The organism is Erythrobacter litoralis, from assembly GCF_001719165.1.
Lineage (GTDB): Bacteria > Pseudomonadota > Alphaproteobacteria > Sphingomonadales > Sphingomonadaceae > Erythrobacter > Erythrobacter litoralis.
On record NZ_CP017057.1, the window covers coordinates 677,894 to 690,942 of the forward strand.

Annotated in this window: 12 protein-coding genes; 4 read left to right on the forward strand and 8 right to left on the reverse strand. The window is 67.7% G+C overall.

Going from position 1 to position 13,049, the window contains the following annotated elements; genetic code table 11:
• Positions 1–31: 31 nt before the first annotated feature.
• Entirely contained in the window at positions 32–523 is a 492-nt protein-coding gene (locus Ga0102493_RS03205) for a nuclear transport factor 2 family protein (protein WP_051698412.1), read from the reverse strand.
• Entirely contained in the window at positions 520–2,130 is a 1,611-nt protein-coding gene (locus Ga0102493_RS03210; RefSeq protein WP_199796950.1) for an AMP-binding protein, read from the reverse strand. Before Ga0102493_RS03210 ends, Ga0102493_RS03205 begins: the two co-directional genes overlap by 4 nt.
• A 148-nt stretch (positions 2,131–2,278) precedes the next feature.
• On the opposite strand from Ga0102493_RS03210, the gene Ga0102493_RS15895 reads away from it, so the two are divergent.
• Positions 2,279–3,481, forward strand: coding sequence for an acyl-CoA dehydrogenase family protein (locus Ga0102493_RS15895; protein ID WP_034906336.1), 1,203 nt, complete (start codon positions 2,279–2,281; stop codon positions 3,479–3,481).
• A gap of 7 nt (positions 3,482–3,488) precedes the next feature.
• On the opposite strand, the gene Ga0102493_RS03220 is transcribed toward Ga0102493_RS15895, so the two are convergent.
• Entirely contained in the window at positions 3,489–4,388 is a 900-nt protein-coding gene (locus Ga0102493_RS03220) for a LysR family transcriptional regulator (protein WP_034906334.1), read from the reverse strand.
• A gap of 47 nt (positions 4,389–4,435) precedes the next feature.
• On the opposite strand from Ga0102493_RS03220, the gene Ga0102493_RS03225 reads away from it, so the two are divergent.
• The gene (locus tag Ga0102493_RS03225; protein ID WP_051698409.1) at positions 4,436–5,272 is read left to right on the forward strand and encodes a fumarylacetoacetate hydrolase family protein; all 837 of its coding nucleotides are present in this window, start codon (positions 4,436–4,438) and stop codon (positions 5,270–5,272) included.
• A gap of 27 nt (positions 5,273–5,299) precedes the next feature.
• On the opposite strand, the gene Ga0102493_RS03230 is transcribed toward Ga0102493_RS03225, so the two are convergent.
• From Ga0102493_RS03230 to Ga0102493_RS03250, 5 genes are all read right to left on the reverse strand, one after another.
• Entirely contained in the window at positions 5,300–6,307 is a 1,008-nt protein-coding gene (locus Ga0102493_RS03230) for an NADP-dependent oxidoreductase (RefSeq protein WP_051698408.1), read from the reverse strand.
• Positions 6,304–7,281, reverse strand: coding sequence for an MDR family NADP-dependent oxidoreductase (locus Ga0102493_RS03235; protein ID WP_034906331.1), 978 nt, complete (start codon positions 7,279–7,281; stop codon positions 6,304–6,306). The genes Ga0102493_RS03230 and Ga0102493_RS03235 overlap by 4 nt, the downstream gene beginning before the upstream one ends.
• Complete coding sequence (locus Ga0102493_RS03240) at positions 7,278–8,117, reverse strand: alpha/beta fold hydrolase (RefSeq protein ID WP_081845774.1); 840 nt, start codon at positions 8,115–8,117, stop codon at positions 7,278–7,280. Before Ga0102493_RS03240 ends, Ga0102493_RS03235 begins: the two co-directional genes overlap by 4 nt.
• The gene (locus Ga0102493_RS03245) at positions 8,068–9,129 is read right to left on the reverse strand and encodes a 2,5-dihydroxypyridine 5,6-dioxygenase NicX family protein (protein ID WP_199796949.1); all 1,062 of its coding nucleotides are present in this window, start codon (positions 9,127–9,129) and stop codon (positions 8,068–8,070) included. Before Ga0102493_RS03245 ends, Ga0102493_RS03240 begins: the two co-directional genes overlap by 50 nt.
• 124 nt (positions 9,130–9,253) lie before the next feature.
• On the reverse strand, positions 9,254–10,000 hold the full coding sequence (locus Ga0102493_RS03250; RefSeq protein WP_034906322.1) for a 2-keto-4-pentenoate hydratase: 747 nt from the start codon (positions 9,998–10,000) through the stop codon (positions 9,254–9,256).
• A gap of 127 nt (positions 10,001–10,127) precedes the next feature.
• On the opposite strand from Ga0102493_RS03250, the gene Ga0102493_RS03255 reads away from it, so the two are divergent.
• Complete coding sequence (locus tag Ga0102493_RS03255) at positions 10,128–11,504, forward strand: hypothetical protein (RefSeq protein ID WP_051698407.1); 1,377 nt, start codon at positions 10,128–10,130, stop codon at positions 11,502–11,504.
• Complete coding sequence (locus Ga0102493_RS03260; RefSeq protein WP_034906319.1) at positions 11,504–12,913, forward strand: FAD-binding oxidoreductase; 1,410 nt, start codon at positions 11,504–11,506, stop codon at positions 12,911–12,913. The genes Ga0102493_RS03255 and Ga0102493_RS03260 overlap by 1 nt, the downstream gene beginning before the upstream one ends.
• Positions 12,914–13,049 lie beyond the last annotated feature (136 nt).

Consider the following 13,049-nt stretch of genomic DNA (forward strand, 5'->3'; position numbering starts at 1 on the left):
AGGGCGTCCGCGGCGCGGGCGTCCGCCCTCTTCAGGCAAGCCCCGTGAGCCAGCGATACGACCCGTCGGCGCGGCTGCGTTCGCCCTTTTCGAGCTCGGCATTGCCCTTGAACCAGGAATCGTCGACCGGGCGCTCCGCACCCCAGTCCATCAATTCACCGTGCTCTGCCAGCCGCCATTCCCCGCCGCGCTGCTCGGCGCGGCCGATATAGCGGCCCATGACTTCGAGTTCGGTGCCTTTGTCCGCCTGCCAGTGCCATGCGCGCACATAGGCCTCGTAGCCGATGCTATCGCCGTCATCGGCCATCAGCATGTTGCCGATGTCATGACGCGTTGCCGCGAACATGCTCATGAAGCCGATCGCCACCTCGACGAATCCTGCCGTATTGCCATCGTAGATCGTCCCCAGCGTAACCCGCGCATCGGGCCAGAACGCTCCCCTGATGAGATCCGGATCGAGCCGGTCCGCACCGCGAGCGTAACGATACAGCGCCTGGCGCACGCTTTCCTGTGCGAGTGTCATGACACTTCCTTTTCCCTGAGGCGATAGCGCTGGACCTTGCCGGTCAGCGTCTTGGGCAGTTCGGGCACGAATTCGACCGCGCGCGGATACTTGTAGGGCGCGATGGTCGCCTTGACGTGGTCCTGCAGCGCCTTCGCAAGGCCGGCATCGCCTTCGCCGCAGGTGCAGACCACGAATGCCTTCACGATCATTCCCCGGTCGGGATCGGGCGTGCCGACGACCGCGCATTCGGCGACAGCTTCGTGGGTGAGGAGCGCGTTCTCGACCTCGGGTGCGGCGATGTTGTAGCCGGAGGACACGATGATATCGTCCGAGCGCGAGACGTAGTGGAAATAGCCCGCCGCATCGACGCGGTAGGTGTCGCCGGTGACATTCCAGCCATCGACGACGTAATTCGCCTGGCGCGCATCGTCGAGATAACGGCACCCGGTCGGGCCGCGCACCGCGAGGCGGCCTTCGCCCTCGCTCAGCGGATTGTCGTTTTCGTCGAGCACGCAGGCCTCGTAGCCCGGAACCACCTTGCCCGTCGCGCCGTGGCGGATGTCGTCGCCCGCCGCCGAGATGAAGATGTGCATCATCTCGGTCGCGCCGATCCCATTGACGAGCCGGTGGCCCGTCGCTTTTTCCCACGCTTCGAAGATCGCGGGCGGCAGGTGCTCGCCCGCCGAAACGCAGGTCCGCAACGAAGCGATGTCGGCACCTGCGAGATGTGGCAGCATCGCCTTGTAGGCGGTCGGCGCGGTGAACAGCATGTCGACCTTGTGCCGGGCGATGGCGGCGAGAAGGTTGGGCGGGCTCCCGGCTTCCAGCGTCACCGAGGTGCCGAGGAACCGGAACGGGAACAGCACCAGCGCGCCGAGCCCGAAGGTGAAGGCGACCGGCGGCGAGCCGCACCATCTCAGGCCCGGTTCGGGCTTGAGGATATGGCGGGCATAGGTGTCTGCGGGTGCGAGCAGGGCACGGTGATCGTGAACGCAGCCCTTGGGCATGCCCGTGGTCCCCGATGTGAAGGCGATGAGCGCCGGGGCATCGCCCGGTCCGATATGGGGAGTGAAATCGCCGCTTCCCTCCGCGACCAGCGTTTCGAGCGCGCCGGTCCCGGCATCGCCGTCGAAGGTCGCGGTCCAGCGCAGGCCGTCCGCGGCATCGGCGGCCTGTCGCCAGTCCTGCAGGGTCCGGCTGTCGACCAGCGCATGGCTCACCCGCGCTTTCGCAAGGATCGGGGCGAGTTCGCCCGCGCGCAGCATCGGCATGGTCGTCACCGCGACTCCGCCCGCCTTCAGCACCGCGAACCAGCAGGCAATCAGCGTGTAGCTGTTCGGCCCGCGCAGCAGCACACGGTTGCCGGGCACGAGCTTGCCGTCCTCGACCAGCAGGCGGGCGATCCGGTCCGACAATTGCTTGAGCTCGCAATAGGTCCACTCGCCCGCGTCGTTGACGACCGCGATCCTGTCACCCTCGCCCTTGGCACAGGCCCCGTCGAGCAGATCGACCGCGGCATTGAAGCGGTCGGGATATTCGAGTTCGGGCCGGTCGAACAGGAATCGCGGCCACTGGCTCGCATCGGGCAGTCGTTCGCTGACGAAAGAGTCGGTTTTGTGCTCCACGATTGCAAGCGTAGTGGGGCGGGGCGAGGGGCGAGGAATGAAAAAGGTGTCCGGGGCTCCAAACCAATTCTTATGGGCAGCGCCGCCGAAATGCGCTTGGCCCTCACGCCCCGAGGCCGCACCATCGCCGCCAGCAGGAGGATCCGCGATGATCGGCTTTACCCCGACCGACGAACAGGAACAGCTCAGGAATACCGCGCGCGGCTTTGCCGATCGCCACATTCGCCCGCTGGTGGAGCGGATCAAGCAAGAGGGTGCGCCGGACGATCCCTGGCCGCATGTGAAGCCGATCTTCGAGGAAGGCGCCGCGCTCGGCTTCACCAAGATGTTCGTGCCCGAGGAAATGGGCGGCCTGGGCGGCTCGTGCCTCGATGCGGTGCTGGTGCTGGAGGAACTCGGCGCCGCCGATGTCGGCATCGCGGGCGACTATTTCGCGCTCACCGCCTGCATGCCGCTTATGGCGGCGCGCGCGGGCGGCGCGTCGGGCGAGGCATTCGTGAAGCGCTTTGCCGAGACCCCGGCAATGGTGCTCGCAGGGGCGCAGTCGGAACCGGACGTCGCGGGATCGGAACTGATGATGGCAGGCCCCGATGCCGCCTTCGGACCGAAGCTGTCTGCACGCGAGACCGACGCAGGCTGGGTCCTGTCAGGGCGCAAGTCGGCCTTCATCACCAATGCGGGCGCGGCCGATGCCTATTTCATCCTTGCCCGGACCGATCCCGAACAGCCGGTGTTCTCGGGCCTGTCGATCTTCCACGTCCCCGCCGGCACGCCCGGCCTCGAGGTCGGGCGCAAGACCAAGCTGATCGGCTGGCCGCTGACCAATCATGCCGAACTGGTGCTCGACGATGTGAAGCTCCCCGCCGACGCACTGATCGGCCAGCGCGGCGGGGCAGCGATGACTTTCGCACAGGTCCCAGAAATGCCGATCTGCCTTGCCGCCTGCTTCGTCGGTCTCGCCCGCGCGGCGTTCGATCATGCCAGGGCCTATGCCGCCGATCGCAAGTCGACCGGGCGCCCGATCATGCAGCACCAGGCGGTCGCGCTGAAGCTGGCCGAAATGGGCATCAACATCGAGACCGCCCGGCTTCACGTCTGGCAGGCCGCCGCCGCCTGCGCGGGCGATCCGATGCGCGCGGGCATGCTGCTCGCCCCGATGGCCAAGGCGACCGCGGTCGACATGGCGATCCGCAATGCCGAACTCGCAGTGCAGGTGCTGGGCGGCTACGGCATCACCAGTGAATACGATGCCGGACGCTATCTCAACGATGCGTGGATCGGCTGGTCGTGCGATTTCACCCGTGACGTGCTCTATCTGGGCATCGCGCAGGCGCTCACCGCCGATGGGTGAGGCGCTGTCAGCCGGTGAAGTCCGCACCGATGCTGCGCAGGACCTGGACCACTTCGCAGATCGAGGCATCGAGCAGGGCGCGCTCGCGCAGGGTCATCGTGATTTCCGGCTCAAGCGTCTCCATTTCCACGTCGAGAGTGACCAGACCTTCGTCGTTTTCGAGATCGAGCAGCTGGCGCGGCAGAAAGGAGATGTGGTCGGAAGACCGGATCAGAGCCTCGAGATAGCCCGCCGAATTGGAGACGACCTGCGCCTTCGGCGGATCAAGGGCGCGCTCGAGGAAGAGGTCATCGAGCGACTGGCGCCATTTCTGCGAGGCGGGCGGCAGCGCCCAGGGGTAGTTCAGCAGTTCGCTGCGCAGCACCGGCCTGCCCGCAAGCGGGTGGCCCGCCCGCGCCACGACTTCGAGCCGGTCGACGAGCACGGTTTCGGTGATGAACATGGGATCGGCGATCGGCGGCCAGGATCCGATCATGAGGTCGAGTTCCCCCCGGCGCAGGCGCGGGAGGAGGTCGTCGACCAGCCCTTCGATCACGGTCAGCGCGATGTCGGGCTGGAGCTTGTGCAGGGTGCGGGTCGCAACCGGCAGGATGTTGCGCGCGACCGAGGGTCCGATCCCGACGGTGACGTGCCCCTGCGCCTTGCCCTTGAGGCTCTGGATCTGCGCTTCTGCATTGCGGAACTGGACCTCGATCGACTTGGCATGCCGGGCGAGGGCGTTGCCGAACACGGTCGGAACCACGCCCATCGGGGTGCGGTCGAACAGGCGCACGCCCAGTTCGTCCTCGAGCTGGCGGATGCTCTTGGAAAGGGCGGGCTGGGTCAGCAGCAATTTCTCGCAGGCGCGACCGATCGAGCCGAGTTCGTAGACCGCCAGGAAGTGACGCAATCGGCGGGATTCCAGCATCAGCGGTTCCTTTCGCGGTGGCAGGGCGAAAAGCGTAGGGGCGCCCCATGCGCGTAGCAAGAGTGGCAAGAGCGGGCGGCTGCGAACTCGCTTTGGTCGATCCCGAGGCGGGGACGTGGCGCCGCACCGGGATTCCGGGCGGCGGCGACTGGCCTTTCGCCAGTCTCGCCGACCGTCCCGGCGAAAGCTTCGGCGCCGCGGAGGAAATCGAGTGGGAGCGCCTGCTGCCTCCCGTCAGTGCGCGCACGATCGTCGGCGTCGGGCTCAACTACCGCGCCCACGCCGCCGAACAGGGCCGCGCGCTGCCGCCCGAACCCCGCCTGTTCCTCAAGAATGTGCGCAGCATCGCTGCGCCTTTCAGTGACCTGCCGGTACATCCCGCATCGGTCCGTCTCGACTATGAAGCCGAACTCGGCATCGTCATCGGACAAGAGGTGTTCGATCCATCGCGAGCCGAGGCTGAAGCCGCCATCGCGGGATGGGTTATCGTGCAGGACTACACGCTGCGCGACCTCGTCCGGCCGGAGACGCTGCCGCTTGCCAAGGGCGGGCCGGGCATGGCTCCGCTCGGGCCGTGGTTCACCTCGATCGAGGCGATCTCGGTCAGCCAGGCGCGCGATCTCGCGGTGCGCTGCCGGGTCAATGGCGAACTGCGACAGGATGCGAGCACTGCCGACATGCATTTCTCCCCGGTCGAACTCGTCCATCATGCCGCCCGTTTCATGCCGCTGGGGCCGGGCGACGTAATCGCGACCGGTTCGCCCGGCGGATCGGGGGTGGGCATGACGCCTCCGCGCTGGCTCACCCGCGGAGACGTGGTCGAGACCGAAATCACCGGGCTGGGTCGCCTGCGCCAGCAGGTGACCGGACCGGTGAGGGGATAGCCGGGCGCCCAACCTCATCCGGTGGCCTCATCCGGCTCCCTCGATGTCCAGCACCAGCTTGCCGCGCCGTCCGCCCTCGTCGAGCAGGCGGTGCGCTTCGGCGACCTCGGTGAGCGGCAGGCGCTTCTCGAGGTTGACCTTGATCTTGCCCTGCTCGATCAGGGGACGCAGTTCGTCGAGGATCTGCGGCTGGGCGGAGAATGCGACCTCGCGCGTGACGACGCCATATTCCTCCATCATCCGCTGGCGAGCCTCCAGTTCGACCTGGTCGCCGCGCAGGACGATCAGCAATTGCCCGCCGCGCCTGATCACCTTGTAGCTTTCGAGCGCGGTCTCCCCGCCGATGCAGTTGAGCACGACGTCGAGATCCGAGACCGCCTCGGACATGGCCTGCGTGGCGTAGTCGATGACAAGGTCCGCCCCGAGGCTCTCGACGAAGGCGCGATTGGCAGCCGAGCACGTCGCTGCGACCCACGCGCCGCGCGCCTTGGCGATCTGCACTGCGAAGGCCCCGACCCCGCCCGACGCGGCCTGGATGAGCACCCGGCTGCCCGGACCTATCCCGGCCATGTCGACAAGCCCGTACCAGGCGGTACAGGCAGCCATCGGCACTGCCGCTGCTTCCGCGAAATCGAGATTCGCAGGCATCCGCCGCACGAGATAGCTGGGCGCTGCGACATAGCCCGCATAGCTGCCCTGGCGCATCGGATCGACGAGGCCGTAGACCCGGTCGCCGACTTCCAGTTCGGACACGTCGAAGCCCTTGCGCACGACCACGCCCGCAAGGTCTGTCCCGAGGACATGGGGCAGGGGCAGCGGGAACAGGCCCGCCAGCCAGCCGCGCCGCATCTTGGCTTCGAACGGATTGACGCCCGCCGCCTTCACCTCGATCAGTACTTCGTTGTGAGGAGCGGGCGAGGGCAGGGGAACGTGCTCGATCCTGAACATGTCGGGATCGCCATATCCGGTCAGAACTGCGGCCGGCATGGTCTGCGGCAATTCGGGGGCTTGCTTGATCCAGTTTTCTTCGCTCATGCCTTGTCCTCCAGTTCAACGATCTGCTTGCCCGGCGGGCTGTGGGTGAACAGGCCCGAAAATGCTGCGGCCGCGCTCGCGAGCCCGTGGTGCAATCGCTCGGCGGGGCGCACCGTGCCGTCCTCGAGCCAGGCCGCAAGCTGCTTTCGCGCAGCCTCGACGGCGGGGGTGTCGGTCATGTGGTCGGCGAGCAGGAAGCCCTCCATCCGCGCCCGTTTCAGCAGCACGGCCCCGGCATTGCCGTAGCGCGGCGGGCCCTCTTCGCCATAGGCGGAGACGAATCCGAGAAGCAGCACACGCGCGCGCGGATTGAGCGCGGCGAGCATCCGGTCGTGGAACGCCCCGCCGACGCCATCGACGAAGAGGTCGATTCCGCCCGGGCCGGGCCAGTCCGCGTCCGCTGCCATCGGCGTCACCCCGATCCCGTCGAGATAGTCCGCCTGCTCCGCCCCGATCGCGGTGCCCACCAGCTGCAGGTCCGCCGTGCGGGCGGCGGCGATCTGGCAGACCAGGCTGCCCACGGCGCCTGCCGCGGGGGCGACGAGCAGGGTCTCGCCCCCGCGCGGAGCGAGGCTCTCGACCACGAACCAGGCGGCAAACCCGGTCGGCCCGAGTGCACCCAGGTGCTGGTGCGGCTGGCCGCCCCTGACCTTGGTGAGCTTGGCGCCGGGCAGCACGGCGAGGCCCTGCCAGCCCAGTTCGCCGAGCACCATGTCGCCCTCGGCAAAGGTGGGATCGTTCGAATCAATCACCCGCCCCACCCCGCGTCCCTCGACCGGGGCGCCGATCCGCATCGGCGGACCCATCACCGGCTTCGCCTGCATCCGCACGCGCGGCAGCGGGTCCATCGAAAGATGCGTGACCTTGACCAGCACTTCGCCGGGCCCGGGCACCGGGTCGGCCAGCTCGACAAGCTCGAAATCCTCCGGCCGGGGCGCGCCCTCGGGATAGCGAAGGAGAGTGAGCGCCTTCATCCGTGCGCCTCGAGAAAATCGCGCAGCGCGGCGTTGAAGGCTTCGGGCGCTTCGATATTGGAGATGTGGCCCGAACCCTCGATCTCGGCGAAACGCGCGCCGGGAATTCGGCCCGCCATCAGTCTGGCGTGCGCGGGCGGGGCGACGCGGTCCTCGCTTGCGGTGAGGACCAGAGTCGGAACGTCGATGGCGGCGAAATCGGGAAAGGCGGTGAAGCCGGTGACCGCGCGCATCGCCGCGATATAGCCGTCCTTGTGGAGGCGGCGGTGGCTGTCGATCAGCGCCTCGCGCGCCGCGGGGGAAATGTTCGGCCCCTCGACCCCTTCGACGATCCGTTCGGCGATGTCGGCGGGGGTGAGGCCGTCCTCGACCAGCGGTTTCAGGCGCAGCGCAAGGAACGCCTCGACCTTTTCGGGAGAGGCCGTCTCGCTCGATCCTGCGCTGGTGTTGGCGAGCGTCAGGCTGCGAACGAGGGAACGGTGTCGCCTGACCAGGTCGAGCGCAATCCGTCCGCCCATCGACAGGCCCACGACATGGGCCGGGGATCCCAGCGCCGCGATCACGGCAGCGGCATCGTCGGCGAATTGCTCGAAGCATCGGACCGCGCCGCCGCTTTCGCCATAGCCGCGCGCGTCCCATGCCGCGGCCTTGAAATCACGCCCGAATTCGTCGATCTGCGCGCGCCAGTTCAGCGAATTGCCCCCGATCCCGTGCAGGAACAGGACCGTCGGGCCTTCGCCCGTCACCCTTACCGCGATGTCGCCGATCCGCTCCATCCCGGGCCGGTCAGGCCAGTTCGGGCACGAGCTTGCCCTCGACCACGACCGGCGTATCATCGAGCGTGATCGTGCAGCCGCGCACGGGCAGGTCGAAATGGCCGAGCGTGTGGCGATTGGCGAATGGATTGGCCCCGGTGGAGAAAAGGAAATTGCCCGCAAAGGCGCGCGATTCGATCCCGTTCACGTCGCCCTTGTCATAGAGCAGCAGCGATTCCCAGCGCGCGCCGGGGTTCATGCCCCAGCCGACATGGCTCGTGCCGTAGGCCTCCGGATCGTCCCAGGCTTCGAAATAGGCGCGCATCAGGTCGGCATCGGCGCCGGTGCCTTCGACCGCGGTGACATAGTCCTTCTCGATCACCAGCCGGATCGGCTTTTCCAGATAGCGCTTGAAGGTGATATTGATGTCGCCTTCGTCGAGGACGAGCACGCCCGTCACGGTGCTGCGCGCGGGGAAGCACGAACAGATGCCGCCCGGCCAGGTCGCGAGCGTTCCGGGCTGGGTTACTGCGCCGAGATTGCCCCCGATCCGCGCGCCTTCGAGCCCGATGGAAAGCTCCGTTCCCGCGGCGCTGGTGACATGCATCGTCCTGGCCGCCTGCATCATTTCGCGGCCCTTGAGCACGCGCGGGATGAGGCTGGCATCGGGCGCCATGCGTTCGAGCGCCTCGGGGTGTTCGTTCGAGATGTAGAGGATGCGGCTGCCCCCACCGAGGATTTCCGGCGTCTCGTCGGCATGCATCAGTCCCTCGACCGTCAGGTCGACCACCAGTTTCGAGGCCTTCAGCGCCTCGAGGACGGGACGCACGTTCTGCAGTGCCACGGATGAACCGGTCGAGCGCACCGGGACCGGGGCGGACTGGGCGGGCGTCGGCATCACGATGTGGAACGGTTTCGCCCCGAGCCGGAGCAGCGCGAGTTCGGCAAGATGCGTGTTGATTGCCCGGCTCTGCGTTTCGGAAAGGATCGTGACCTCATCGCCCGGCGCGACTTCGCACAGCCTGAAGGCGGCTTCGAAAGTGTCGATCCACTTGGCCTCGATCCGGTCCACCAGCATCTCTCGGGTCCCCATGTAAGTCGCGCTCTGTCAGCGGCTGCCTGTTTCCACCGGGCAGACTAGGCAGAAGTGCAGGGCGGCGACCATTCAAAAGCCGGGCCGGACCCATAAGAAAAATTCGTGGTCGGCGGGGGGCGGGTCAATAGGCGAGGCGCGCCTTGCCGAACTCGCCCGCATCGAGGGTAAGCTCGCCCTCGCCCGCAGGGCTGTCGAGCGGGATCGCGCGGGCCATCGCCCCGCTCAAGACCCATGAACCGGCGGGTATCCGCCCGAGCCGCGCGGCGAGCCAGCGAAGCGCCTCCAGCGGGTTGCCCAGGACCGCATCCGCGCTTCCCGTGCAGCGTCCGCCGCCCCTCACTTCGATGGTCACCGCGATCGTTTCGGGCTCGGACAGCCGCCCGAGCGGGATCGGCGGTCCGATGAGCGCGCCGAGCCCGGCGGCGTTGTCCGCGACGATGAAACCTGCGCCGAGGCGGAAGGGTTCGTCATGCGAGGGGCGCACGATTTCGGCTGCCGCGCGCGCCTCGCCGATAGCGGCAAGCGGGTCGTCTCCCGCCTCCAGCGGGTGCGCAAGGAGAAAGGCGATCTCCGGCTCGGCTTCGGCCGGGCGGTCGCCAGAAAGGTCGGCCCTTTCGCCGTCGTGCCAAATGCGCTGCGAAAAGAGCCTGCCCATGATCGGCTCGCTTACCTTCAGGAATTCCATCGCCCCCGCGCTCGTCGCGCCGATCTTCCAGCCTGCCGGGCTGCCGAGCGTGTCCGCCCCTTTCGCGGCCAGCAGGTATCCCGCCTCGAGCGAAATCGGACCGGGCGGGTCGGGCACCGTTCCGCCGATCAGCCGCTGCGGGGCGAGCGCCTCGCTCCATCGTTCGATATCCGCCGGTTTCATGGCTTAAGCCTACTCGCCTGCGATGGGGTGGAGGTCATGCAAAAAAGGGATGACCGCTGGCGAGGGCCGAATGTGCGCGAGCGCGATGATGGTGGTAGTCTCCGCACCCAGCACGAGGAGATTGATCATGGGCATCAACAGCCACCTTGCCTATCGCGACCGCGAATGGATGCCGCAGCCCGATGCCGAGGCGGCCCTGCGCGAATGGCTCACCGCGAACCTTGCGGCGAACGGTGCGGCGCAGGCGCTCGAGACGGCGCTGATGGAGGGGGCGGCGATCAGGCTGCGCGATCTCGTCGATCATGTCGTCTTCACCGATGCCGCAACGCGCGAGGCGATGGAGGCGGCCGGCTGGGCCGAGGCGGAGGCCGGTGTATGGCGCAATCCCGCCGGGCTCTTCCCGCCCTTTCTCGAAGGAGAGGCGCAGACCGTGTGGCTCAGGGTCGAATCGGTCGACCAGTTCGTGAAGGCGCACGCCCTCGATGCCGTAATCGAGGGCGAACCGCTCGCCCCGCTGCGCCGGGTGATGGCCTTCCCGTCCGAGGGGACCAGCCTCGGCGTGCTCGAGCGCAATGGCTCGCCTGCCTTCGTTCCGGTCGAGGACGATGCCGACGAACGCCGCGCCGCGCGCGTGACGCTGCAGCGGTTCCGCGCCCGGCGCCGACAGTTCGACACGGTCGAGGAAGGCCTTGCCCATACCGAGGCGCTGGTCGATTCGGCGATTGCCGAACTCGGCAGCCAGCACCGGGCCTGTGCGCTGTGGCTGCTGTCGGAACGCGAATACTGGCAGGCGCGCTGCAACGCCGCACAGATCCAGAAGGCGCGGCAGGACGCGGTCGGCGTGGGCTGGGCCAATATCGACCACCACACCTATGACAGCAGCCGGACCCACTACAGGCACACCATCGCGATCCTCGAAAAGCTCGGCTACGAACTGCGCGAAATGCTCTATGCCGGCGACATGGCCGGGTGGGGCAGCCAGGTGCTCGAACAGCCGGTGATCGGATCGACCATCTTCGCCGACGTCGATCTCGCCCCGCACGAAGTCGCGCTCGATTTCGCGCATGAGGACCTGCCCCCGCTCGACAAGCACCGGCGCGCGGGCATTCTCTGCGCCCTGCATGGCGAGAGCATCCTCGAACAGGGATTGAACCACGTCGCCTGTTTCTACGACCAGCAGGCCATGCGCGACCAGATGGCGGCACTCGGCATCCGCATGATGCCGCCGTTCTCGGACATGCCGCATCTCTACCAGGAACTGACCCATGGCGACTGGGCGCCGGTTGATCCGGCGCGGGTCGATGCGCTGGAGGCCGAGGGGCACCTGCCCGCCGACGAGGCCGAGCGCATCCGCACCGAGGGGGCGATCATCACGCATCTTGAAAACATCGAGCGCAATGACGGCTACAAGGGCTTCAACAAGCCCGGCATCGACGGCGTCCTGCAAAAGCTCGATCCGCGGCGCTACAGCCAGCTCAAGGCCGAACAGGCGGAAACCGCGTAATGGCGACCGCCGCCCAGGATCCGGGCCGCGCCGAGCCTGCCGCCGCGCTCGCCGCGCTGGAAGGCCGTTTCCGCGACCGGCTCCAGCTTGGGCAGGCGATCCGCGAACAGCACGGCGCGATCGAGGGCATGGTGGGCGGGGGCATCCCCGACGCGGTGCTGTTCGCTGCCTCGACCGAGGATGTCGCGGCGGCCGTCGCATTGTGCGCGCAGCACGGCCTGCCGGTCATCGCCCACGGCGCGGGCAGCAGCCTCGAAGGGCAGCTCGCTGCGGTGCACGGGGGTCTGTCGATCGACCTCACGCAGATGAACCGGGTGCTGGAGATCAACCAGGGCGATCTCGACGTTCGGGTCGAGGCCGGCGTCACGCGCGAGGCCCTGAACGAGGAACTGCGCGATCAGGGCCTGTTCTTCCCGCTCGATCCCGGCGCCAACGCGACGCTCGGCGGAATGGCCGCGACCCGCGCCAGCGGGACCAACGCCGTGCGCTACGGCACCATGCGCGAGGTCACGCTCGGCCTCACCGTCGTCACCGCCACCGGCGAGATCATCCGCACCGGCACGCGCGCGCGCAAGTCTGCGGCAGGCTATGACCTCACGCGGCTGTTCGTCGGGTCCGAGGGCACGCTCGGCATCATCACCGAATTGTCGCTGCGCGTCTTCGGCATCCCCGAGGAAATCGCGAGCGCGGTGGTCCAGTTCGACGAGCTCGCCCCCGCGGTAGAGGCGGTCATGCTCATGATGCAGCTGGGCCTGCCGCTCGCGCGGATCGAATTGCTCGACGAGGTGCAGATGGGCGCCTGCATCGCCTTTTCGGACCTCACCGAATTCCGCGCCGCGCCGACCCTGTTCATCGAATTCCACGGATCGCCCGCGGCCGTGGCCGAACAGGTCGAGACCGTGCGCTCGATGGTCGACGATTTCGGCGGCGGCGACCTGATGTTCGCGACCCAGACCGAGGATCGCAATCGCTTGTGGAAGGCGCGGCACAACGCCTGGTTCGCGGCCAAGTCGCTGCGTCCGGGCGCGGAAGCCTTCGCGACCGATGCCTGCGTCCCTATCTCGCGGCTCGCCGAAGCCGTCGCCGCGGCGAAAACAGAAGCGGATGCCGCCGGCCTCGTCGCGCCGCTGGTCGGCCATGTCGGCGACGGCAATTTCCACATGCTCCTGCTGTTCGATCCCGCATCGCCCGAAGAGGAAAAGCGCGCTCATGCATTGTCGGATGCCATCGCCCGGATCGCGATTGGCCTCGGCGGCACCGCTACGGGCGAGCACGGGATCGGCCTTCACAAGCTTTCGACCATGGAAACCGAGCATGGTGCAGGTTCGCTCAAGGTCATGGCGCAGATCAAGCAGGCGCTCGATCCGCTTGGCATCCTCAATCCGGGCAAGACCGTTCCGAGCCCCTGACGGTCTCATGATCCAACCCGGATCGACCGGCTTGCAGGGCGGGCGTTCGCTGGCGAACCCGGGCAATGGGCTTGGCCGGTCACGACCTTCTGCGGCCGGTTCGCGCGGCGGGCCAAGGCCGACCTGCGGCGCGAAC

Coding starts and splice junctions, on each gene's coding strand:
- Ga0102493_RS03205 (WP_051698412.1), bottom strand. CDS start 523: ATGACACTCGCACAGGAAAGCGTGCGCCAGGCGCTGTATCGTTACGCT.
- Ga0102493_RS15895 (WP_034906336.1), top strand. CDS start 2,279: ATGATCGGCTTTACCCCGACCGACGAACAGGAACAGCTCAGGAATACC.
- Ga0102493_RS03220 (WP_034906334.1), bottom strand. CDS start 4,388: ATGCTGGAATCCCGCCGATTGCGTCACTTCCTGGCGGTCTACGAACTC.
- Ga0102493_RS03225 (WP_051698409.1), top strand. CDS start 4,436: ATGCGCGTAGCAAGAGTGGCAAGAGCGGGCGGCTGCGAACTCGCTTTG.
- Ga0102493_RS03230 (WP_051698408.1), bottom strand. CDS start 6,307: ATGAGCGAAGAAAACTGGATCAAGCAAGCCCCCGAATTGCCGCAGACC.
- Ga0102493_RS03235 (WP_034906331.1), bottom strand. CDS start 7,281: ATGAAGGCGCTCACTCTCCTTCGCTATCCCGAGGGCGCGCCCCGGCCG.
- Ga0102493_RS03240 (WP_081845774.1), bottom strand. CDS start 8,117: ATGATACGCCGGTCGTGGTCGAGGGCAAGCTCGTGCCCGAACTGGCCT.
- Ga0102493_RS03245 (WP_199796949.1), bottom strand. CDS start 9,129: ATGGGGACCCGAGAGATGCTGGTGGACCGGATCGAGGCCAAGTGGATC.
- Ga0102493_RS03250 (WP_034906322.1), bottom strand. CDS start 10,000: ATGAAACCGGCGGATATCGAACGATGGAGCGAGGCGCTCGCCCCGCAG.
- Ga0102493_RS03255 (WP_051698407.1), top strand. CDS start 10,128: ATGGGCATCAACAGCCACCTTGCCTATCGCGACCGCGAATGGATGCCG.
- Ga0102493_RS03260 (WP_034906319.1), top strand. CDS start 11,504: ATGGCGACCGCCGCCCAGGATCCGGGCCGCGCCGAGCCTGCCGCCGCG.